The organism is Tenacibaculum piscium (assembly GCF_021390755.1).
Classification (GTDB): Bacteria; Bacteroidota; Bacteroidia; order Flavobacteriales; family Flavobacteriaceae; genus Polaribacter; species Polaribacter piscius.
Genome location: NZ_JAJGWR010000002.1, coordinates 248,282 through 269,625, shown reverse-complemented (window position 1 = coordinate 269,625; position 21,344 = coordinate 248,282). Strand labels below are relative to the sequence as shown.

Below are 21,344 nucleotides of genomic sequence, written 5' to 3'. Positions count from 1 at the left end.
AAGAGTAAGCAATTAGTATTGCTTGTTTACAATCAAATAAAAAAAGCGATATTGTTTTAACAAAATCGCTTTATAGTAGTTCGTTTTTATACAATTACTTTACTTCAAAAGTAATTTTTAAGTTTACTCTAAATTCGGTAACCTCATCATTTTCGACAACAGCACTTTGCGATTGTACAAATACCGATTTAATATTTTTAACCGATTTAGAAGCTTGTTTTACTGCTTTCTTTGTTGCATCTTCCCAACTTTTGTCAGAATTAGATAATACTTCAATTACTTTCATTACCGCCATATTTTTTTTGTTAAAAGGTTAATACTCTCGTAAATATAGTAATTTCAGCTGATATATCTTTTAGTTGAAAGTAGTTAAAAGTTAGTTTGAAATCCTAATGTTAAGTTAATGTTATGTAATTGTTACTTAAATGTTTGGTTTGTGTAAAATTTATTGTATATTTGTAACATCAAAAAGAGAGTATTAATTTAAAATATAACAGACATGAAGAAATTTATATTAGTTGTTTGCATATTATCGATATCATTATTGCAAGCTCAGAACACAGAAGTAACATTTGAAAAAGAAGGAGATTTAGTAAAAGCTACTTATTTTTATAAAGATGGAAAAGTAAAAGAACAAGGTTTCTTTAAAGATAAAAAATTACAAGGAACTTGGATTTCTTTTGATACAAAAGGAAACAAGACTGCTATTGCACATTATAAAGAAGGGAAAAAATCAGGAAAATGGTTTATGTGGCAAGCCGATGGATTAAAAGAAATCGATTACAATAATAACGTAATTGCAGGTGTGCAAACTTGGAAAGAAGAAACCAAAATGGCGATTAAATAGTTATAAATAAGATAGTTTTAAATAGTTTTTTATTGTTAATAAATTGTTAATAACCAAGTATCTAGATACTTGGTTATTTTTTTGTTATTTTCTACCAAAATCGGCAGGTATTTCGCCCCAAGCTTTGGTTTCCCATTTTAATATTGGATTTGTATAGGTATTTTCTTTGAGCCATTTTTCGGCACGTTTTATCAAATTTAAAATTTCTTGATTGTTTTGATTAAAAGTTAAATTAGTGCGGCATTGTTTTTTTTGAACCCAACTCATGGCAATTCTAGAATCGGAATAAATAGGATAGGTATCCATTTTTTTATTTTTCAAAAGGGCAATTCCGTGAACTAAGGCTAAAAATTCGCCAATATTATTCGTGCCTTTTTTAAAAGGTCCTAATCTGAAAATTTCTTTTTTACTTTTAGTCAAAACACCCCGATACTCCATCGCACCAGGATTTCCTGAACAAGCAGCATCCACAGAAATACTTTCTAAAATAGGTGTTCCGTAGCTTGCTTTTTCTTTATCAGATAAAATAACTTTCTTGGTGTCTTTTCCTTTATAATCGTTATAATTTTTGGTGAACGCTATTTTGGCTTCTTTTTCATCGACAAAAGCTTTGTATTGTGCTCCTTGAAAATTCGTGATTTGTTTTTTACAATCATTCCAAGAAGTATAAATGCCTGTTTTTTTACCCTTCCAAACAACGTAATATTTTTTTTTAGCCATTTTTTGATATTACTTCTTCAATAACTCGTGGAAAGTGTTCTTGTTCTAATAAATGAATTTTAGCGGCAATATCTTCTGCAGAATCCGAAGGAAGTAAAGTTGTTTTTGCTTGAAAAATAATCGTACCTTCGTCATAATTTTCATTCACATAATGAATGGTAATACCAGTTTGAGTTTCGTTATTTTGTTTAACAGCTTTATGAACATTCATACCATACATCCCTTTTCCACCGTATTTTGGCAATAAAGCAGGATGAATATTAATAATTTTATTCGGAAATGCTGCCACTATGTTGGCAGGAATTCGCCATAAAAAGCCAGCAAGTATAATAATGTCAGCTTCTACTTGTAAAAAAGATAAAACAGTGTCATCTTCTGTAAAAGCCTCTTTATCAAATAATGAGGCATCAATTTGTAAACGTTCACATCGGTCAAAAACTTTGGCATGTTCATTGTTAGATAGCACATGAGTAACATTAGCTATTTTGCTGTTTTGAAAGTATTTTATAATGTTTTCGGCATTACTACCCGAACCAGAAGCAAGAATTACGATGCGTTTCATAGGAAAATAAATTATTTTGTTACTACAAAAAAAAGAATAATTATTAACAATGACGGTGTTTGTAGCAAAAGATTCATTTTTTTTTCATTAAAAACACCACATTTTCGAGCAAAAGTTAGAATTAATACTTAAGATTTGTATTTTTGCCTCGACTTTAAATTTTAAAACAAACAAATTATGTCAGACATAGCATCAAGAGTAAAAGAAATTATCGTAGACAAGTTAGGAGTAGACGATAACGAAGTAACGAACGAAGCAAGCTTCACAAACGATTTAGGAGCAGATTCTTTAGATACTGTTGAATTAATCATGGAATTCGAAAAAGAATTTGATATCCAAATTCCAGACGATCAAGCAGAAAACATTGGAACTGTTGGACAAGCAGTTAGCTATATTGAAGAAGCTAAAAAATAACAATTATATAAAATTCATATGCAATTAAAACGAGTTGTAGTAACTGGACTTGGCGCATTAACGCCAATAGGAAATAATAAAGAAGAATATTGGAATAGCTTAGTTAACGGAGTTAGCGGAGCAGCGCCTATAACGTATTTCGATGCTGCCAAGTTCAAAACTCGTTTTGCATGTGAGTTAAAAGACTTTACCGTAACAGATTTCATTAACAGGAAAGATGCACGTAAAATGGATCGATTTACGCAATATGCAATGGTTGCTTCTGATGAAGCTATTGTAGATTCAAAATTAGATCTAGATAAAATCAATAAACTAAGAGTAGGCGTAATTTGGGGAGCTGGTATTGGAGGTTTAGAAACTTTTCAAAACGAGGCAATGAATTTTGCTACTGGAGACGGTACACCAAGATTTAATCCATTTTTTATTCCTAAAATGATTGCTGATATCGCACCAGGACATATTTCTATTAAACATGGATTTATGGGACCTAATTATACAACGGTATCTGCTTGTGCATCTTCAGCAAATGCGATGATTGATGCCTTAAATTATATTCGCCTAGGATACTGTGACGTCATTGTAACAGGTGGTAGTGAAGCCGCTATTACATACGCAGGTGTCGGTGGATTTAATGCAATGCACGCACTTTCTACAAATAATGAAAGCCCAGAAACAGCTTCAAGACCTTTTGACGCAACACGTGATGGTTTTGTTTTAGGAGAAGGAGCAGGTGCAATTATTTTAGAAGAATATGAACACGCAAAGGCGCGTGGCGCTAAAATTTATGCTGAAGTTTTAGGTGGCGGTATGTCATCAGATGCTTATCACATGACAGCACCACATCCTGAAGGAATTGGCGTTATTGCTGTAATGAAAAATTGTCTGGAAAATGCAGGTTTACAACCAGAAGATGTAGATCATATTAATACCCACGGTACTTCTACACCTTTAGGAGACGTTGCGGAATTAAAAGCGATTTCTGAAGTCTTTGGAGAACATGCAAAGAATATCAATATCAATTCTACAAAATCAATGACAGGGCATTTATTAGGTGCCGCTGGAGCTATTGAATCAATTGCTGCTATCTTAGCGATGGAACATAGTATTGTACCACCAACAATTAATCATGTTAATGTGGATGAAAATATTAATCCTGAGTTAAATTTAACACTTAATAAACCGCAAAAAAGAGAAATCAAAGTTGCGATGAGTAATACTTTTGGTTTTGGAGGTCATAATGCTTGTGTAGTTTTTAGAAAACTAGATTAATCACGTATGAACTTTTTTCGTAGTATTATTAAACCCGCAAGTAAAGAGGATAAAAATCTTTACTACGAGTTAAAAGAACTGCTTAATTTTAAACCAATAAAGCTTTCTCATTATAAAAAAGCGTTTACACATAGGTCCTTAAAACTTATTGATAGAAAAGGAATCCCTATTAATTACGAACGCTTAGAGTTTTTAGGTGATGCCATGTTAGGTTCTGTAATGGCTTCTTATTTATATAAAAAAGTCCCCAAAGGAGATGAAGGATATTTAACACAAATGCGCTCTAAAGTAGTGAGTAGAGAGCATTTAAATACCTTAGGTAAAGATTTAGACTTAATACGATTCGTAAAAAGTAATATGGCTGAAGAGCATATTAGTAATAATCTTTACGGAAATATTTTTGAAGCTTTAATTGGCGCTATTTATTTAGATAGAGGCTACAATTATTGTCACCAGTTTATTTATGAACAGGTGATATTGCCTTATGTTGATATTGAACGCTTAGAAGGTAAAATATCGAGTTATAAAGGTTATGTTATCGAGTGGTGCCAGAAAAACAAGAAAAAATATAAATTCGAGTCATTCGAAGATTCTGGAAATCAAAATAAAAAATACTTTTCCGTAACACTCAGTGTTGATGATAAAATCATGGGTAAAGGAAGAGCTACATCCAAGAAAAAAGCACAAGAAATTGCTGCTAAAAGAGTCTATTTTGCCATGCAAACTCAAATGGAAGAATCTTAACATTTTCTGCAAAAGGTTTTTATAAAATTTACATAATATTTAGATACATTCAGTACTTTAGCTTGTAACAAATAATTGTTACGATGCTTATTTGTGCTTTAAATATAAGCTTAAATATATTATTACCTCATATAACAGTGAGGTTGAATCCTTAAAATCGAAAGATTTTTTAATATTTTAAATTATGCCACACAACAAAAAAACGAAAATTGTAGCCACACTAGGACCTGCAATCAATACCAAAGAAATTTTAGCTAAAATGGCAGCAGCTGGAGTTAATGTTTTTAGAGTTAATTTTTCGCACGCAGATTACGATAATGTAAAACAACGTATCCGTGAAATACGAGAAATTAATGAAGAAAACGGTTATAACTTAGCTATTTTAGCCGATTTACAAGGACCTAAATTAAGAGTTGGCGTGATGAATGATGCTGTAAAAGTAAAAGCAGGTGCTACTTTTACCTTTACCACTGAAGAATGCATAGGAACAACAGAAAAAGCTTTTATGACCTATCAGCGTTTTCCTAAAGATGTAAAAGTAGGAGAACATATTTTAGTTGATGATGGTAAGTTATTATTTGAAGTAGTTGCTACCGATAAAAAAACAGAAGTAGTTACCAAAGTACTTGTAGGTGGCGCTTTAAATTCAAAAAAAGGTGTTAACCTACCAAATACCAACATTTCATTACCGGCATTAACAGAAAAAGATAAAAAAGATGCAATTTTTGCTTTACAACAAGAAGTAGATTGGATCGCATTATCATTTGTTAGAAATCCTGAAGATTTAAGAATGTTACGTGATTTAATTGATCAAAATTCTGATTATAGAGTTCCCGTAATTGCTAAAATTGAAAAACCAGAAGCTGTTGAAAATATTGATGCTTTAATCCCATATTGTGACGGACTAATGGTCGCTCGTGGTGATTTAGGCGTAGAAGTTCCGATGCAAGATGTTCCATTGATTCAAAAAATGTTAGTTCGAAGAGCGAAACAAGCAAGAATTCCTGTAATTATTGCGACACAAATGATGGAAACCATGATTGAAAATGCTGTTCCAACAAGAGCCGAAGTAAATGATGTGGCAAATTCAATTATAGACGGCGCAGATGCTGTAATGCTTTCGGGAGAAACATCCGTAGGAAAACATCCTTTACGCGTTATCCAAAAAATGACCGAAATTATTGGAAGTGTTGAATTTTCAGATTTAATTAAAGTGCCACAAGAAGCACCACATATTCGTACCAATAGATTTATCACAAAATCAATATGTCATCACGCTGCGTTAATGGCAGATAATATGAATGCTTCTGCAATAACAACTTTAACAAATAGTGGTTATACGGCGTTTCAGGTTTCTGCTTGGCGACCAAAATCGCATGTATTAGCATTTTCATCAGAAAAAAGAATACTAGGAAAATTAAATCTTTTATGGGGAGTTCGTGCTTTTTATTATGATAGAGATTTAAGTACCGATGATACTTTAGAAGATATTAATGAAATAGCCAAAGAAAAAGGCTTTGTAAAAGCAGGCGATTTTATGATTAATTTATCGTCAATGCCCGTACAAGCTAAAGGAATGGTAAATACATTGCGTGTTTCTAAAATTCATTAATACGCTATTTTACTTACTGTTTTACTTGAAGCTTTAAGCTCAGGTTAAAAAAAGCCTTTAACAAATTCATTGTTAAAGGCTTCTTTTTAAATCTTTTAATCTTGTTTTACTAGCAAGAAAAGTTCATTTTCTAGTATCAAATATCCTTGGTCATAAACATAATAATAGGTATTTCCTGTTTTGGTAACATATAATGATGTGATAAATTTAAAATCAAAACCTTTATCAAATAATGTACGTCTGCTAACTTTGGTTTTGCCCGAAATATTCAGTTCAGTTAATATTTTGTAGTTTTTACGCAACCGATTATTCGTATTTCTAATTAAGTTTTTACTGTCTTTATGTACGTTATTATTATAACTATTTCGACAATAATCCGAACAGAATTTCTTATCAATTCTACCGACTACTTTTTCGTTACAAGTTAGACATTTTCTGTTTTCTTGGCTGTTTTTCATACATTTTTTTATCAATAAAAATAATACATTGATTACGATATCTTTAAAATTATTAAATGACTGTATTCGTTTACATTCATTTACATCTGTTTACAAACGAAAACAATTGTTTACCAACCGATTTTAATTTACAAGCTATTTCATCTTTGCAGTGTCATTATAAAATTATATAAAAACAACTAAAAATAAAGAAAATGAATACCATAAAAAACAATGTACAATTATTAGGTAATTTAGGTAAAGATCCTGAAATTATCACCTTAGAAAGTGGAAAAAAAGTAGCTAAATTTTCATTAGCAACGAATCAAATTTATAAAAATTCGACAGGCGAAAAAATTAAAGATACACAATGGCACAATATCGTTGCTTGGAATAAAACTGCTGAAATCATTGAAAAATATGTAACCAAAGGAAGAAAAGTATTGGTTCATGGAAAATTAACGTATCGTTCTTATGAAACATCCGCAGGCGAAAAACGATATATGACTGAAGTTGTAATAAATGAATTAGTATTATTAGATGATAAATAATATTTTTTGAAGATACTTAAAAATGACGCATAAAAAGAATCATTTGGGATACTTTTTTAAGCTTTTAAAATACGATATTACCTATAATTTGATATCTTTTTTTATCTAAATTAATAACATTAAAAACATCTGTAATCTTTAATTTTAGAGGTATTTTTGCCGATTACAAAATAGTAAATCATAAAATTAAAGATTAAAAAAGATAAAACATGAATACTAAAAAGTTGAAAAATGAATTAAAAAATTATTTTTTTATACTTAGTGGAAGTTTAGTTTTAGCAATTGGTGTTGTTGGATTTTTAGCTCCAAATAAAATTGCAACAGGAGGAACTTCAGGTTTGGCGATTGTGTTGAATTATATGTCAAATATTCCGATAGGAATGTTGTTATTAGTCCTCAATGCGCCATTACTTTTAATAAGTGTAAAATATATTGGAAAACGCTTTGCATTTCGCACGATGATTTCTATCGTTTCTTTAGCAATATATATTGATTTTCTTAGAGAAATAATACATTTTCCTGTGTTAAGTGATCATACATTATTGGCTACAATTTACGGAGGATTATGTGTTGGTTCGGGAATTGGGCTTATTTTTAAAGGAGATGCTTCTGCTGGAGGAGGTGCTATTATCGCCCGTATTTTAAAGGATAAGTATCATTTTAAACCTGGTACGGTAATTTTGACTTTAGATATTTTTGTAGTGCTTTTATCGGCAATTGTTTTTAAAGATTTAGAATTGGCTTTATGGGCGATGTTAAGTATTTTTGTAGCTAGTAAATTTATTGATTTAGTGCTTACGGGACGTAAACAGAATAAAATTGTACATATTGCTTCGGAAGATTTAGTAGCGTTAAAGAAGATAATCGCTGCAAAAATGGGAGTTTCAGGAACGTTGATTGAAGGAAATGATTTATCGCAAACTAATCAGCGAAATATAATTTTTTTATCCATCAATAAAAACAGGATTGTAACACTGAAAAATTTAGTTGAAAAACACGATCCAGAAGCGTATATGATTGTTTTAGAAGCAACACAATTATTAGGTTCTACGGTTTAATGTTAATAATGTAAGAATTTAGTTCACAAGGGGTTAAAACCCCTTGCTTTTTTATAATATTAGAAATTCATAGAAAGTTGAATGCGTTTTCTTGTTACATCGACCTCTAAAACCTTTACTTGTACATGCTGATTTAAGGTAACATGTTCATTAATGTCTTTCACAAAAGTATTTGAAAGATTAGAAACATGCACTAAACCACTTTCTTTAATTCCGATATCAACAAAACAACCAAAATTTGTAATATTGTTGATAATTCCAGGAAGAATCATTGCTGTTTTTAAATCATCAATTGTTTTAACATGTTCGTTAAAACTAAATTCTTTTGCTTTTTCTCGAGGATCTAAGCCAGGTTTTTCTAATTCTTTTACAATATCTTGAAGGGTAGGTAATCCGTAAGAATCGGTAATATATTGCTGTAATTTCAATTGTTTTAAAACCGAGTTATTTCCTATTAAATCGATAATTTTATTGCCAGAATCTTTAGCCATTTGTTTGACCAAAGCATAACGCTCAGGATGAACAGCCGAATTATCTAAAGGATTATCGCCATTTTTAATACGTAAAAAACCTGCGGATTGTTCAAAAGCTTTTCCACCTAAACGAGGAACTTTTTTTATGGCAGTTCTGTTTTTAAAAGCACCATTTTCATTTCGATAATTTACAATATTTTCTGCTAGTTTTTCGCCAATTCCCGAAACAGCACTTAACAAAGAAACACTAGCCGTATTTATATTTACGCCCACTTTATTTACACAATGTTCCACAACGGTTTCTAATGATTTTTTTAGCTTATTTTGGTCAACATCGTGCTGATATTGCCCAACGCCAATCGATTTTGCATCAATTTTAACCAATTCCGCAAGCGGATCAGCCAATCTACGACCAATAGAAATTGCACCACGAACGGTAATATCGTAATCAGGAAATTCATCTCTAGCAATTTTTGAAGCCGAATAAATAGATGCTCCAGCTTCACTAATAACAAAAACTGAAATATTATTTTTAAAAGCTATTTTTTTGATAAACTGTTCCGTTTCTCTCGATGCAGTTCCGTTACCAATTGCAATGGCTTTAATGTTATATTTTTCAGCTAAAGCACTTATTTTTTGTATTGCTTCGTCAGATTTATGTTGCGGTGCGTGTGGATAAATAGTATCGTTTTGTAATAAATCACCTTGTTTATTTAAACAAACTACTTTACAACCCGACCTAAAACCTGGGTCAATTGCCAAAATTCGTTTTTCGCCTAACGGAGCACTTAATAAAAGTTGTTGTAAGTTTTTTGTAAATACTGTTATCGCATTTTCATCTGCTTTTTCTTTAGCAATTACCATTGCTTCATTTGTTAAAGCAGGTAATAATAAACGTTTATAAGCATCGGAAATAGCTAATTCAATCTGTTCACTACAGTTATTTTGAGAACGAATAATACTATTTTCTATTTTTTGAATAGCTCTTTCATTATCTATGTCAATTTTTATTCTGATAAAACCTTCCTTTTCGGCACGAAGAATGGCTAAAAATCTATGTGAAGGAATTCTATTAAAGCTTTCATTCCAATCAAAATAATCTTTAAATTTTTGCGCGTTTTCTTCTTCTTTTTTTGTTTTTACAACTTTAGTATTAATAACAGAAAAACGTGCTAATTCTTTACGAATATTATTTCGAACATCGGTGCGTTCATTTATCCATTCTGAAATAATATGTCGTGCGCCTTCTAAGGCTTTTTCTTCGGATAAAACTTCGTTGTTTTTATATTTTGATGCTGTAAATTCTAAGTCATTTATACGCTGACTTAGTATCATTTTTGCCAAAGGTTCTAGGCCATTTTTACGAGCAGTTTCGGCTTTTGTTTTTCGTTTCTTTTTATAAGGAAGATATATGTCTTCTAAAGCAGTAATATTTTCTGTTTTATCAATCTTATTTTTTAGTTCATCAGTTAAAGCGCCTTGTTCTTCAATGGCTTTGATGATTGTTTTTTTTCTCTTTTCAAGGATTTCAAATGCTTCTTTTAATTCGACTATTAAGCCGATTTCAACTTCATCTAAATTACCTGTTTTTTCTTTTCTATAACGAGCAATAAAAGGAATGGTACAATCTTCATTTAATAATTCAATAGTACTTTGAATCGATTTTAAAGAAATTTGACAGCGAGAAATTATATAATTGATGAGTTGCATAGCGTAGTTATTTGAGATAAAAAAACCTCACTTTTAAAAGTGAGGTTGTAAATATAGTAAAATGTTATTTTTATTTAAGAAATAAACTCTCCGTTTGTTACCTTTTCAGAAGGTTGTGCAAAGGCAAGTTTACCATCAGGAGTATCAATCATTAAAATCATTCCTTGACTTTCGATTCCTTTTAATTTACGTGGTGCTAAATTACAAACTACAGAAACTTGTTGCCCGATAATATCTTCAGGTTTAAAACTTTCAGCAATACCCGAAACAATTGTTCTAGTATCAAGTCCAACATCAACAGTAAGTTTTAATAACTTCTTCGTTTTTGCTACTTTTTCGGCAGCAGTAATAGTTCCTACACGGATATCTATTTTTGTGAAATCATCAAATTCAATGGTTTCTTTTTGAGGCTCAAGAACTCTGTTTTCAGCTTCATTTGCTTTTTTAGTAGCTTCTAATTTTGCTAATTGTTTTTCAATTTCAACATCTTCAATTTTAGAAAACAATAATTCTGCTTCATTAATTTGATGATTATCTGAAATTAAAACTTCTTTTTCTGATACATCATTCCAAGTTAAAGCGGTATCAATATTTAAAATTCCTTTTAATTTAGTAGATGTAAAAGGTAAAAAAGGTTCTGATAAAATAGCCAATCCAGCAGCAATTTGTAACGCTACATTCATAATTGTTTTGGTGCGTTCTGCATCAACCTTAATCATTTTCCAAGGCTCTTCATCAGCTAAATATTTATTTCCTAAACGCGCTAAATTCATTAATTCTTGCGATGCTTCTCTAAAACGGTAACGTTCTATAGATTTTGCAATTACATTAGGAAACTCTTTTAAAGTCGCTAAAGTATCTTCATCAACTTCTGATAAATCTCCAGCAACAGGCACTTTTCCGTTGTAATATTTGTTAGTTAAAACAACGACACGGTTTATAAAATTTCCAAAGATTGCTACTAACTCATTATTATTTTTTGCTTGAAAATCTTTCCAAGTAAAATCGTTGTCTTTACTTTCAGGAGCGTTTGCTGTTAAAGTGTAACGTAAAACATCTTGCTGATTAGGAAAATCTTCTAAATATTCATGTAACCAAACTGCCCAGTTTTTAGACGTTGATAATTTATTACCTTCTAAATTTAAAAATTCGTTTGCTGGTACATTTTCTGGTAAAATAAAATCACCGTGTGCTTTTAACATCGCAGGAAAAATAAGACAGTGAAACACAATATTATCTTTTCCGATAAAGTGTACTAATTTAGTATCGTCTTTTTTCCAGTAATCTTCCCAATTTTTACCTTCACGAGCAGCCCATTCTTTGGTTGATGAAATATAACCGATAGGAGCATCAAACCAAACATATAATACTTTTCCGTCAGCACCTTTTACAGGCACAGGAATTCCCCAGTCTAAATCACGAGTTACGGCTCTAGGACGTAATCCGTCATCAATCCAAGATTTACATTGCCCTAAAACATTTGGTTTCCAATCGCTTTTATGCCCTTCTAAAATCCATTTACGTAAAAAATCTTCGTGTTTATCTAAAGGTAAAAACCAGTGTTTTGTTTCTTTTAAAGAAGGAACATTTCCAGTAATTGCCGATTTAGGATTGATTAAATCTGTTGCGTTATGGCTTGTTCCACATTTTTCACATTGATCTCCGTAGCTTTCTTCATTCCCACATTTTGGGCAAGTTCCAACCACAAAACGATCGGCTAAATATTGATTTGCTTCTGCATCGTATAATTGCTCGGTAACTTCTTCAATAAATTCGCCATCATTATATAATTTGATGAAAAAATCAGAAGCTGTTTTATGATGAATTTTCGAAGAAGTACGAGAATAATTATCAAAAGAAATACCAAAATCAACAAATGATTTTTTAATAATTCCGTGATATTTATCAATAATATGTTGCGGGGTAACGCCTTCTTTTTTTGCACGCATTGGTATTGCTACACCATGCTCATCAGATCCGCAAATAAAAGCCACATCTTTTCCTTTTCCACGTAAAAAACGTGCGTAAATATCTCCAGGAACATATACACCTGCTAAATGTCCAATATGTATAGGACCGTTTGTATAAGGTAATGCCGCTGTAATTGTATATCTTTTTGGTGTAGTCATTTTTCTATGCTAAATTTATCCTAAAATTAAAGTACAAAAGTACGAAAAAGCAATTTTTTAAACTGTTATAAAATAGGTACATTTACATAGATTATCCTTTTTAAAAAATCAATATTAAAATAATTTTAAAAAAACAGGCTAAATTTTGATGAAAAATATAATAATACTTCCTTTTTTACTAATGATTTCAGTCGCTTTTTCACAAACACCAACTATGAATTTAATAACGCCGCCATCTTTACTAAAAGGCGACACGATTGCTATTATTGCACCAGCAGGAATTTTAAAAAATAGAAAACATATTATTGATAAAGCCAAAAAACTTGCCCAAAGTTGGGGATTAAAAGTTGTTTACGGAAATAATTTATTTAAGCAAGAAAATCATTTTGCAGGAACGGATGAAGAACGTTGTCAAGATTTTCAAGATGCTTTAGATAATCCGAATATAAAAGCTATTTGGGCGGCTCGTGGAGGATATGGCTCTGTTCGAATTTTAGATAAATTAGATTTTTCTAAATTTATTGAAAATCCAAAATGGGTAATTGGTTATTCTGATATCACAGCGTTTCATAATCATATTCATAATTTAGGCATAGAAACTATTCACGGAATTATGGCAACAAGTTTGCAAGAAAATCCTGATAAAATTGCAAAAAGTATTGCATCGCTTAAAAAAGTATTGTTTGGTGAAAAATTATCATATCAAATTTCAGCATCAAAATACAATAGAAATATTAAAAATAATCAAAAATTTTCAGGGAAATTAATTGGCGGAAATATCGCTATTTTAGCATCGATGTTAGGCTCAGATAGTCAATTATCAACAGAAAATAAAGTGTTATTTATTGAAGAAATAGGCGAGTACAAATATTCGATTGATAGAATGTTGCAAAGTTTAAAACGTGCGGGATATTTCACAAAAGTAAGTGGTGTTATTGTAGGTGATATGACTAAGGTTAAAAAAAATTCAACACCTTGGGGAAGTTCTATCGAACAATTAATTTTAGATGTGATTCCTAAAGAGATTCCTGTTATATTTAATTTCCCAGCAGGTCATGAACCTGATAACAGAGCTTTAATTATGGGGAGAGTAGTTGAGGTAATTACTAATGATAAAATAGTAACCGTAAAATTTAAGTAGTGGCGCAACATAACGATCTTGGAGAAAAAGGAGAGCAGTTAGCCATTGAATATTTGCAAAAAAAAGGGTATGTTATTGTTGAGAAAAATTATCGATTTAAAAAGGCTGAGGTTGATATTATCGCTAAAAAATCAGATACTTTAATAGTCGTAGAAGTTAAAACAAGATCTAGTTCTTATTTTGGAAATCCTCAAGATTTTGTAAATCCGAAGAAAATAAAATTATTAGTGTATGCGATGAATCATTATGTGCATCAAAAAAATATAGACCTCGAAATTCGATTTGATATTATCGGTATTTTACAAACAAATAACACTTTCAAAATAGAACACATAGAAGATGCTTTTTTATATTTCTGATAAAAAAATACCCCCGATACTTAATATCGAGGGTGTTTTTTTATCAGAAATAACTTAAATGAATAACTTAGAAGTATTTAGTCTTCATCTTCATCTTCATCTTCATCTTCATCTTCATTTTCGTCTTGTTCTTGCTGATTTTCTTTTTCTTTATCAAAATAATTCTTAACATCTACCAATTGATTTGGCATTGCAACAATTTTTTTATCTTTATCTAAAACAAAATAAGTAGGTGTTCCTAATAAATTATATTTACGAACTGTTTCGTTATCAAATTTATACGTAGGATGCGTTCCAACAGCATTGTGCGAGTACGGAAGGTTTTTAATAAATTCATTCCAGTCTAATTCGGTATCTTCGATTCCAAAGGTAATTACAGATACTTCTTCATGTTTTTCCTTTATATAATTATGCAATTTAGGAATATCTTTGGTACAATGCGGGCAACTTGTACTCCAGAAAACTAATAAATATTGCTCAGCATCATTTAAGGTTGATAATTTAAAATCCTTACCTTCTTCTTTCCATGAAAAATCGGGTGCTATTCTACCGATAGTAGCACGTAATAATTGTATTTTTTCTTTTTTGAATTTTTCATCAATTTCTTCTTCAGGTAATTTATCATAATAGGTTTCAAATACCCAATCGACCACTTCACCATTTCGTTTATCGGCTAGAGAAGTAATTAGAAATTCGGTAACGGCTTTTTTTAATTTTACGTTCGGAAGTTCGTCCATTACTTTTGTAATCGATTCTTTTAACAATTTTTGTTGTAATACTTGATTCTCTGAAAAGTTTAAATAAAAAACATAATCGGCAATACGATCGACTAAGAAAGAAGAATTGTATAAGGCATCATTTTTAAAGTCGATATATTTAAAAAAATGACTAACAGTTGATGAAAGATATTCATCCATATTATCCATAGGACTCGATGGATTATAACGTTGTGATGCTTTTATAAAATTATGTACTAACATTCCTTCGGATTTATTTTCATAAATTTCTTGAATGTCTTCTAGTTTTTTTACATCATTTCTGTATGCTTTTTTGGTTTCTTTGTTTCCATTTTTGATGTACGCTACTTGATTTTCATCAATTTTATTTTGCACTAATGCGTATGCTTGCAAGTATTCGTTGTAGAGTTTATTTTCTCTAGATGCGGTAAAAACTACAGATTGTTCAGGATATTTTGGGTTAAAAATAAATTCAATATTTTCTTTATTGAAGTAAAAATCGACAAAACCGTTACCTTTATTTCTGTATGTTGCTCTGTATACACCAGGAGTTGCATTTTCTGGCAATGTAAATTCAAATTTTCCTAATACTTGTTTTTCACCGCCTACAACGATGGTATTTGATTTGATTGTTGTATTACTTATAAATTTCGATTTTGCTCCTTGTAATTTATGTAAATAAACCCAATCACTTTTTTCAGGAGGCGTCATTGTTCCTTTTACGGTATATTGCGCGCTAACTATGGAAGTTGTTAATACAAATATTGCTAGTAATTTTTTCATCATTATTTTAAATTCTTTATTTTTGAATATTTATTTTTGAACGTTATTTTGCACGTTATTTTGAATTGATTTAAAAAAATAAAACTAATCATTTAGGTAGAGGTTTGCAAGAAGTGTACCGTGTTTATTTTTGCTATTATTTTGTTCTTATTTTTTGGTGAAGTTATTTGTTGATATTTTTAAATTTTTATAGAGCTTGACAACGAGTTATTTAAAGAATTCTATTTGTTCGAAATAGTTAATAATAGCTTCTTTAATTAGTACGGATTGTTCTCCGGGTTTTAGGTTTGGCAGTGCTGTTAGTGTTTTATAGTGAGGCCATCCTTCTTGGTCAAAGAAGTCGAATTCGTAGTATCCGTAAGGTTCTAAAAGTTTACAAATAGCGATGTGCATTAGGTTTACTTTTTCATCTTTTTTAAAGTTACGTTTTCCTTGTCCTAGTTCTTGCACGCCAATTAAGTAGATAACGGCGTCTATATTTAATTCATCTCCATCGGCAAATTGGCTTGATAAATTTTTGATTATAAAACTCCATTTTTCTTTTAGTTTACTTTCTTTGTGCATGAGTATTTATTTTGAGTTTGCAAAGATACGATTGAGTTGTGTATATTTGGAGTATAATTTTTGGTGATGCTTTATTTGATTGTTGCTATTTTTTTTTAAATTTATATTTTATGAATATTTTTGATATTATCATTGCTTCTTTATTACTTTTTGGATTTGTTCGAGGTTTGCTGAAGGGTTTATTTGTTGAGGTTGCTTCGTTGGTTGCTTTGATTGGAGGAGTTTATGGGTCACTTCATTTTTCTTATTTTGTTTCTGATTGGTTAGTTTCTCGTGTTTCTTGGGATTCTGAGTATATTTCTTTATTTTCTTTTGGTATTACTTTTATTTTAATTTTGGTTATTATTTCGTTGTTGGGTAAATTTTTGACAAAAGTTGCTGATTTTGCATCATTAGGTCTTTTAAATAAGTTTGTTGGTGGTATTTTTGGCGGATTAAAAATAGGTTTACTTTTGAGTGTTTTGTTTATTTTCTTTGGAAAGGTTAACAATACGCTTCCTTTTTTGAGTGAAAAGAGTTTGTCTTCATCTATTTTGTATGTTCCGATAAAAAGAATTGCACCGATACTTTTTCCTTCCATAATTAATGATTCGGAATAATTTGGAGCTATTTCCCGCTTTCCGCACTCGCTTTTTTTTGAAGAAAAATCAAAAAAAGAGCTCAAACAGATGCTTCAATCGGGGCTAAGTCTATTTACGGTGTTTGTTTTTAGCTATTTAGTTTCGTTTTTTATACGCTATCGCGAGCATCTTGCTTGTGCCGATAGTAATAAGAGTTAAAAACGGGGAAATTAATTTTTGTTATAAGGAACCTATTTTTTCACTGATTATTATGTTTTTGTCTATAATGTCGTTCAAACTTTGTTTATGATAAATAATAATTAAGGTTTAATTCTTTGAAAATCAGTGATTAGTAAAATACTTTAAAAATAAATAAAAAAAGGTACTTGCTGTTCCAATAAAAGGGCGTAGATTTGCAACCGCTAACGGAAAAACACAAGTTTAAAAGTTAACAAGGTTCATTAAAATATCGTTAAGTATCACATTAATAAAATGTAAAAAATAAGTTAAATTTAGCTTGTTTAAAACAAATTAAAAGATGTATATTTGCAACCGCTTTAAGAAATACACTAAAGCGAGAAACGATCAAGAAATTTTGGAATGATTTTTAAGCTAAAAATCAGTTAGTTCAATTCTAGCATTTCTACAAAAAAGTCTGAGAAGATTAACAAGTTGAAAATACTTGTGTGTGTCGACTCGACACGTTCATTGAAAATATTGAAATTGACAGCGTAAATAAGAGTAGAATAACCACGTTCTATTAAATTAGAACAAATTCTTTTGAAACTTATTCATTNAATATTATTTAAAATATACAATGAAGAGTTTGATCCTGGCTCAGGATGAACGCTAGCGGCAGGCTTAACACATGCAAGTCGAGGGGTAACAGGTAGCTTGCTATGCTGACGACCGGCGAACGGGTGCGTAACGCGTATAGAATCTGCCTTGTACAGGAGGATAGCCTTTAGAAATGAAGATTAACACTCCATAATGTAATGATTCGGCATCGAGACATTATTAAACATTTATGGGTACAAGATGACTATGCGTCCTATTAGCTAGATGGTAAGGTAATGGCTTACCATGGCAACGATAGGTAGGGGGTCTGAGAGGATTATCCCCCACACTGGTACTGAGACACGGACCAGACTCCTACGGGAGGCAGCAGTGAGGAATATTGGTCAATGGAGGCAACTCTGAACCAGCCATGCCGCGTGCAGGATGACTGCCCTATGGGTTGTAAACTGCTTTTATACAGGAAGAAACCGATGTACRYGTACATCGGTTTCTTCCTGTATAAAAGCAGTTTACAACCCATAGGGCAGTCATCCTGCACGCGGCATGGCTGGTTCAGAGTTGCCTCCATTGACCAATATTCCTCACTGCTGCCTCCCGTAGGAGTCTGGTCCGTGTCTCAGTACCAGTGTGGGGGATAATCCTCTCAGACCCCCTACCTATCGTTGCCATGGTAAGCCATTACCTTACCATCTAGCTAATAGGACGCATAGTCATCTTGTACCCATAAATGTTTAATAATGTCTCGATGCCGAATCATTACATTATGGAGTGTTAATCTTCATTTCTAAAGGCTATCCTCCTGTACAAGGCAGATTCTATACGCGTTACGCACCCGTTCGCCGGTCGTCAKCTGTGCAAGCACAATGTTACCCCTCGACTTGCATGTGTTAAGCCTGCCGCTAGCGTTCATCCTGAGCCAGGATCAAACTCTTCATTGTATATTTTAAATAATATTAATGAATAAGTTTCAAAAGAATTTAACTTCGTTAGAAGTTGTGGTTATTCTACTCTTATTTACGCTGTCAATTTCAATATTTTCAATGAACGTAACTTATTTAGTTACAGATAAGATTTTACTCTTATCATTTTTTGTAGAAATGCTAGAATTGAACTAACTGATTTTTATCTTAAAAATCATTCCAAAATTTCTTGATCGTTTTGCTTTAATGCATTTCTTAAAGCGGTTGCAAATATACATTCTTTAATTTGTTTTAAACAAGTTAAATTTAACTTATTTTTTACATTTTATTAATGTAATACTTAACGACATTTTAATGAACCTTGTTAACTTTTAAACTTGCGTTTTGTTGTTAGCGGTTGCAAATCTACGCCCTTTTATTGGACTGACAAGGGATTTTATTTGTTTATTTTTAAAGTATTTTACTAATCGCTGATTTTCAAAGCATTAAACCTTAATTATTATTTATCATAAACAAAATTTGAACGACATCAATTTCCCCATTTTTAACTCTTATTACTATCGGCACAAGCAAGATGCTCGCGATAGCGTATAAAAAACGAAACTAAATAGCTAAAAACAAACACAGTAAATAGACTTAGCCCCGATTGAAGCAATTGTTTGAGCTCTTTTTTTGATTTTTCTTCAAAAAAAAGCGAGTGCGGAAAGCGGGAAATAGCTCCAAAAAAAGCAAACAAAAACTACAATAATTAACCCTATTTAATAAATATAACCGAACTAATTTGTTTTTATCAGATTAATCTTTAGATTTGTCAGACACAACAAAAACAAAAATGACATTACAAAATAATAACAAAGGATTCTATTTCTATTTTTATTTCTTTAATAAGAACTGAGACTTTGTATCGTAATGTTAAATAACATATATAATTATAAAGTCTCGATACCGAGGCTTTTTTTTTGACTAAAAATGAAAGAAATTATAGCAATTCAAGGAGCAGAAGGCTCTAACCATCATAAAGTAGCTCGTGACTTTTACGGAAAAACACAAATAATAGAATGTATGTCCTTTGATACTTTAGTAGATAATCTGCTAAATGAAAAAGCAACTATCGGAATTATGGCACTCGAAAATACCATCGCTGGTTCGATTATTCCGAATTATGCACTCATCGATAACCATAATTTACAAATAATAGGTGAACAATATTTAAATATTCATCACCATTTAATGGCATTGCCCAATCAGAAAATTGAAGATATCAAAGAAGTTTGCTCACATCCAATGGCACTCCTGCAATGTAAAGAATTTTTTAAAAAATATCCGAAAATAAAACTAATCGAAGATGTCGATACCGCTGAAGTCGCTAAAAGAATCGCTCAAAATAACCTAAAAGGAGTCGCTGCAATTGCTCCAAAAATCGCCGCAGAAATATTTAACCTAAACATTATCGAAGACAGCATTCAAACAATCAAAGAAAATGCAACCCGATTCGTAATACTAGAAACCAAAAAAAGAAATCACCAAAATAATAGCGATAATACTATCAAAAATAGCAATAAAGCATCACTTAAATTTCAACTAGACCACAAAAGAGGCAGTTTAGCAACCATATTAAACGTATTAAGCGATTGTAAAATGAATTTAACAAAAATTCAATCGCTACCAGTAATAGAAGCTCCATGGAAATATTCCTTCTTCGTTGATGTTACTTTTGATGAATATCAACACTATGAAAAAGCAATCGCAATTATAGAAATAATGGCGGAAAATTTGAAAATATTAGGAGCATACAAAAACGGAAGAAAATGATTCAACCAGCAAAAAGACTAAATACCGTACAAGAATACTACTTCTCTAAAAAATTAAGAGAAGTTAGAGAATTAGCATCCCAAGGGAAACCAATTATCAATATGGGAATCGGAAGCCCTGATTTATTGCCGCCGCCAATCGTAATAAACGCAATTCAGGAAAGTTTTGAACACGCCGTTGCACATAAATATCAAAGCTATCAAGGATTACCAGAATTACGAAACGCTATTGCTACGTTTTATCAACAAAAATTTAACGTTTCAGCAAATCCTGAAAATGAAATATTACCGCTAATGGGCAGTAAAGAAGGAATTATGCATATTTCTATGGCATTTTTGAATCAAGGCGATGCCGTATTAATTCCAAATCCTGGATATCCAACCTATACTTCCGTTACCAAATTGGTCGGAGCAAATCCCATTTTTTATAACTTAAATGATGTCTCTAATTGGCAACCCGATTTTGAAGAATTAGAAAAGTTAGATTTAGAAAACGTGAAAATTATGTGGGTGAATTATCCACACATGCCAACGGGAACAAATGCAACACTCGATACTTTTGAAAAATTAATCGCCTTTGGAAAAAAACATCAAATTTTAATCGTAAATGATAATCCGTATAGTTTTATTTTAAATGATAATCCTATCAGTATTTTACAAGTTGAAGGCTCAAAAGACATCGCTTTAGAATTAAATTCATTAAGCAAAACCTTTAACATGGCGGGCTGGAGAGTTGGAATGGTTTTAGGAAATCCGAATTTTATCAACCAAATATTAAAGGTTAAAAGTAATATGGATTCTGGAATGTTTTACGGAATTCAAAAAGGCGCAATTGAAGCGTTACATTTGTCCGATCAATGGTTTAAAACTCAAAATAAAACATACCAAGAACGTAGAGAATTAATTTTTCAACTTGCCGATATCCTAAAATGTACCTACAATAAAAATTCCACAGGATTATTTGTTTGGGCGAAAATTCCTGAAGGAAAAACATCCGAAGAAATTGCCGATGAAATTTTATATACAAAAGATATATTTATTACCCCTGGAACGGTTTTTGGTTCGCAAGGAGAAGGATATATTCGCTTCTCATTATGTATCTCAAAAAAAGTAATTCAAGAAGCAATTAGTCGATTTGCCTAAAA

At 31.2% G+C, this 21,344-nt stretch carries 20 protein-coding genes and 1 other annotated feature; of the genes, 12 read left to right on the top strand and 8 right to left on the bottom strand.

Features of this window, described 5'->3' with window-relative positions; translation table 11 throughout:
• Positions 1–94: 94 nt before the first annotated feature.
• Positions 95–295 carry a dodecin family protein gene (locus L0U72_RS05270; RefSeq protein ID WP_101918350.1) on the bottom strand — a complete coding sequence of 67 codons (201 nt, stop codon included), beginning with the start codon at positions 293–295 and terminating at the stop codon, positions 95–97.
• 204 nt (positions 296–499) lie between these two features.
• Here L0U72_RS05270 and L0U72_RS05265 point away from each other — a divergent pair, with 204 nt between their 5' ends.
• A complete protein-coding gene (locus L0U72_RS05265; RefSeq protein WP_101918349.1) occupies positions 500–847 on the top strand; it encodes a toxin-antitoxin system YwqK family antitoxin in 348 nt (115 codons plus the stop codon).
• 84 nt (positions 848–931) lie between these two features.
• On the opposite strand, the gene L0U72_RS05260 is transcribed toward L0U72_RS05265, so the two are convergent.
• Both L0U72_RS05260 and purN read right to left on the bottom strand, forming a co-directional pair.
• The gene (locus L0U72_RS05260) at positions 932–1,567 is read right to left on the bottom strand and encodes a ribonuclease H1 domain-containing protein (RefSeq protein WP_233898596.1); all 636 of its coding nucleotides are present in this window, start codon (positions 1,565–1,567) and stop codon (positions 932–934) included.
• Entirely contained in the window at positions 1,560–2,129 is a 570-nt protein-coding gene (purN, locus tag L0U72_RS05255; RefSeq protein ID WP_233882989.1) for a phosphoribosylglycinamide formyltransferase, read from the bottom strand. Before purN ends, L0U72_RS05260 begins: the two co-directional genes overlap by 8 nt.
• 177 nt (positions 2,130–2,306) lie before the next feature.
• On the opposite strand from purN, the gene L0U72_RS05250 reads away from it, so the two are divergent.
• The 4 genes from L0U72_RS05250 (at position 2,307) to pyk (ending at position 6,168) form a co-directional block, all read left to right on the top strand.
• Entirely contained in the window at positions 2,307–2,543 is a 237-nt protein-coding gene (locus L0U72_RS05250; protein ID WP_101918346.1) for an acyl carrier protein, read from the top strand.
• An 18-nt stretch (positions 2,544–2,561) separates the two neighbouring features.
• Positions 2,562–3,812, top strand: a complete 1,251-nt coding sequence (gene fabF / locus L0U72_RS05245; RefSeq protein WP_101918345.1) for a beta-ketoacyl-ACP synthase II — start codon at positions 2,562–2,564, stop codon at positions 3,810–3,812.
• A 6-nt stretch (positions 3,813–3,818) separates the two neighbouring features.
• Entirely contained in the window at positions 3,819–4,556 is a 738-nt protein-coding gene (gene rnc / locus L0U72_RS05240; protein ID WP_233861796.1) for a ribonuclease III, read from the top strand.
• Between the two features lie 184 nt (positions 4,557–4,740).
• A complete protein-coding gene (gene pyk / locus L0U72_RS05235) occupies positions 4,741–6,168 on the top strand; it encodes a pyruvate kinase (protein WP_101918343.1) in 1,428 nt (475 codons plus the stop codon).
• A 95-nt stretch (positions 6,169–6,263) separates the two neighbouring features.
• Here the strand turns inward: pyk and L0U72_RS05230 are convergent, their stop codons facing one another.
• Positions 6,264–6,626 carry a hypothetical protein gene (locus tag L0U72_RS05230; RefSeq protein ID WP_101918342.1) on the bottom strand — a complete coding sequence of 121 codons (363 nt, stop codon included), beginning with the start codon at positions 6,624–6,626 and terminating at the stop codon, positions 6,264–6,266.
• Positions 6,627–6,820: 194 nt separating this feature from the next.
• Here L0U72_RS05230 and L0U72_RS05225 point away from each other — a divergent pair, with 194 nt between their 5' ends.
• Complete coding sequence (locus tag L0U72_RS05225) at positions 6,821–7,156, top strand: single-stranded DNA-binding protein (RefSeq protein ID WP_101918341.1); 336 nt, start codon at positions 6,821–6,823, stop codon at positions 7,154–7,156.
• 209 nt (positions 7,157–7,365) lie between these two features.
• Positions 7,366–8,214, top strand: coding sequence for a YitT family protein (locus L0U72_RS05220; RefSeq protein WP_233882987.1), 849 nt, complete (start codon positions 7,366–7,368; stop codon positions 8,212–8,214).
• A gap of 59 nt (positions 8,215–8,273) precedes the next feature.
• Here L0U72_RS05220 and L0U72_RS05215 read toward each other — a convergent pair whose 3' ends face one another.
• Both L0U72_RS05215 and metG read right to left on the bottom strand, forming a co-directional pair.
• A complete protein-coding gene (locus tag L0U72_RS05215) occupies positions 8,274–10,397 on the bottom strand; it encodes a Tex family protein (protein WP_233898595.1) in 2,124 nt (707 codons plus the stop codon).
• A 74-nt stretch (positions 10,398–10,471) separates the two neighbouring features.
• Positions 10,472–12,526, bottom strand: a complete 2,055-nt coding sequence (gene metG, locus L0U72_RS05210) for a methionine--tRNA ligase (RefSeq protein ID WP_233898594.1) — start codon at positions 12,524–12,526, stop codon at positions 10,472–10,474.
• 148 nt (positions 12,527–12,674) lie between these two features.
• On the opposite strand from metG, the gene L0U72_RS05205 reads away from it, so the two are divergent.
• Entirely contained in the window at positions 12,675–13,667 is a 993-nt protein-coding gene (locus tag L0U72_RS05205) for a S66 peptidase family protein (RefSeq protein WP_233898593.1), read from the top strand.
• Entirely contained in the window at positions 13,667–14,026 is a 360-nt protein-coding gene (locus tag L0U72_RS05200) for a YraN family protein (RefSeq protein WP_233898592.1), read from the top strand. Before L0U72_RS05205 ends, L0U72_RS05200 begins: the two co-directional genes overlap by 1 nt.
• A gap of 77 nt (positions 14,027–14,103) precedes the next feature.
• Here the strand turns inward: L0U72_RS05200 and L0U72_RS05195 are convergent, their stop codons facing one another.
• Both L0U72_RS05195 and L0U72_RS05190 read right to left on the bottom strand, forming a co-directional pair.
• The gene (locus tag L0U72_RS05195) at positions 14,104–15,546 is read right to left on the bottom strand and encodes a TlpA family protein disulfide reductase (RefSeq protein WP_233898591.1); all 1,443 of its coding nucleotides are present in this window, start codon (positions 15,544–15,546) and stop codon (positions 14,104–14,106) included.
• Positions 15,547–15,753: 207 nt separating this feature from the next.
• Positions 15,754–16,110 (bottom strand): hypothetical protein, encoded by a 357-nt coding sequence (locus L0U72_RS05190; protein ID WP_101918332.1) that lies wholly within the window; start codon positions 16,108–16,110, stop codon positions 15,754–15,756.
• Between the two features lie 110 nt (positions 16,111–16,220).
• Here L0U72_RS05190 and L0U72_RS05185 point away from each other — a divergent pair, with 110 nt between their 5' ends.
• The 3 genes from L0U72_RS05185 to L0U72_RS05175 all read left to right on the top strand — a co-directional run bounded on the left by L0U72_RS05185 (position 16,221) and on the right by L0U72_RS05175 (position 21,342).
• Complete coding sequence (locus L0U72_RS05185) at positions 16,221–16,709, top strand: CvpA family protein (protein WP_101918659.1); 489 nt, start codon at positions 16,221–16,223, stop codon at positions 16,707–16,709.
• Positions 16,710–17,492: 783 nt separating this feature from the next.
• Positions 17,493–18,398: a sequence feature (most likely nonfunctional fraction of RNA operon), on the bottom strand.
• 959 nt (positions 18,399–19,357) lie between these two features.
• On the top strand, positions 19,358–20,200 hold the full coding sequence (locus tag L0U72_RS05180; RefSeq protein ID WP_101907782.1) for a prephenate dehydratase: 843 nt from the start codon (positions 19,358–19,360) through the stop codon (positions 20,198–20,200).
• A complete protein-coding gene (locus L0U72_RS05175) occupies positions 20,197–21,342 on the top strand; it encodes a pyridoxal phosphate-dependent aminotransferase (RefSeq protein WP_233898590.1) in 1,146 nt (381 codons plus the stop codon). The genes L0U72_RS05180 and L0U72_RS05175 overlap by 4 nt, the downstream gene beginning before the upstream one ends.
• Positions 21,343–21,344 lie beyond the last annotated feature (2 nt).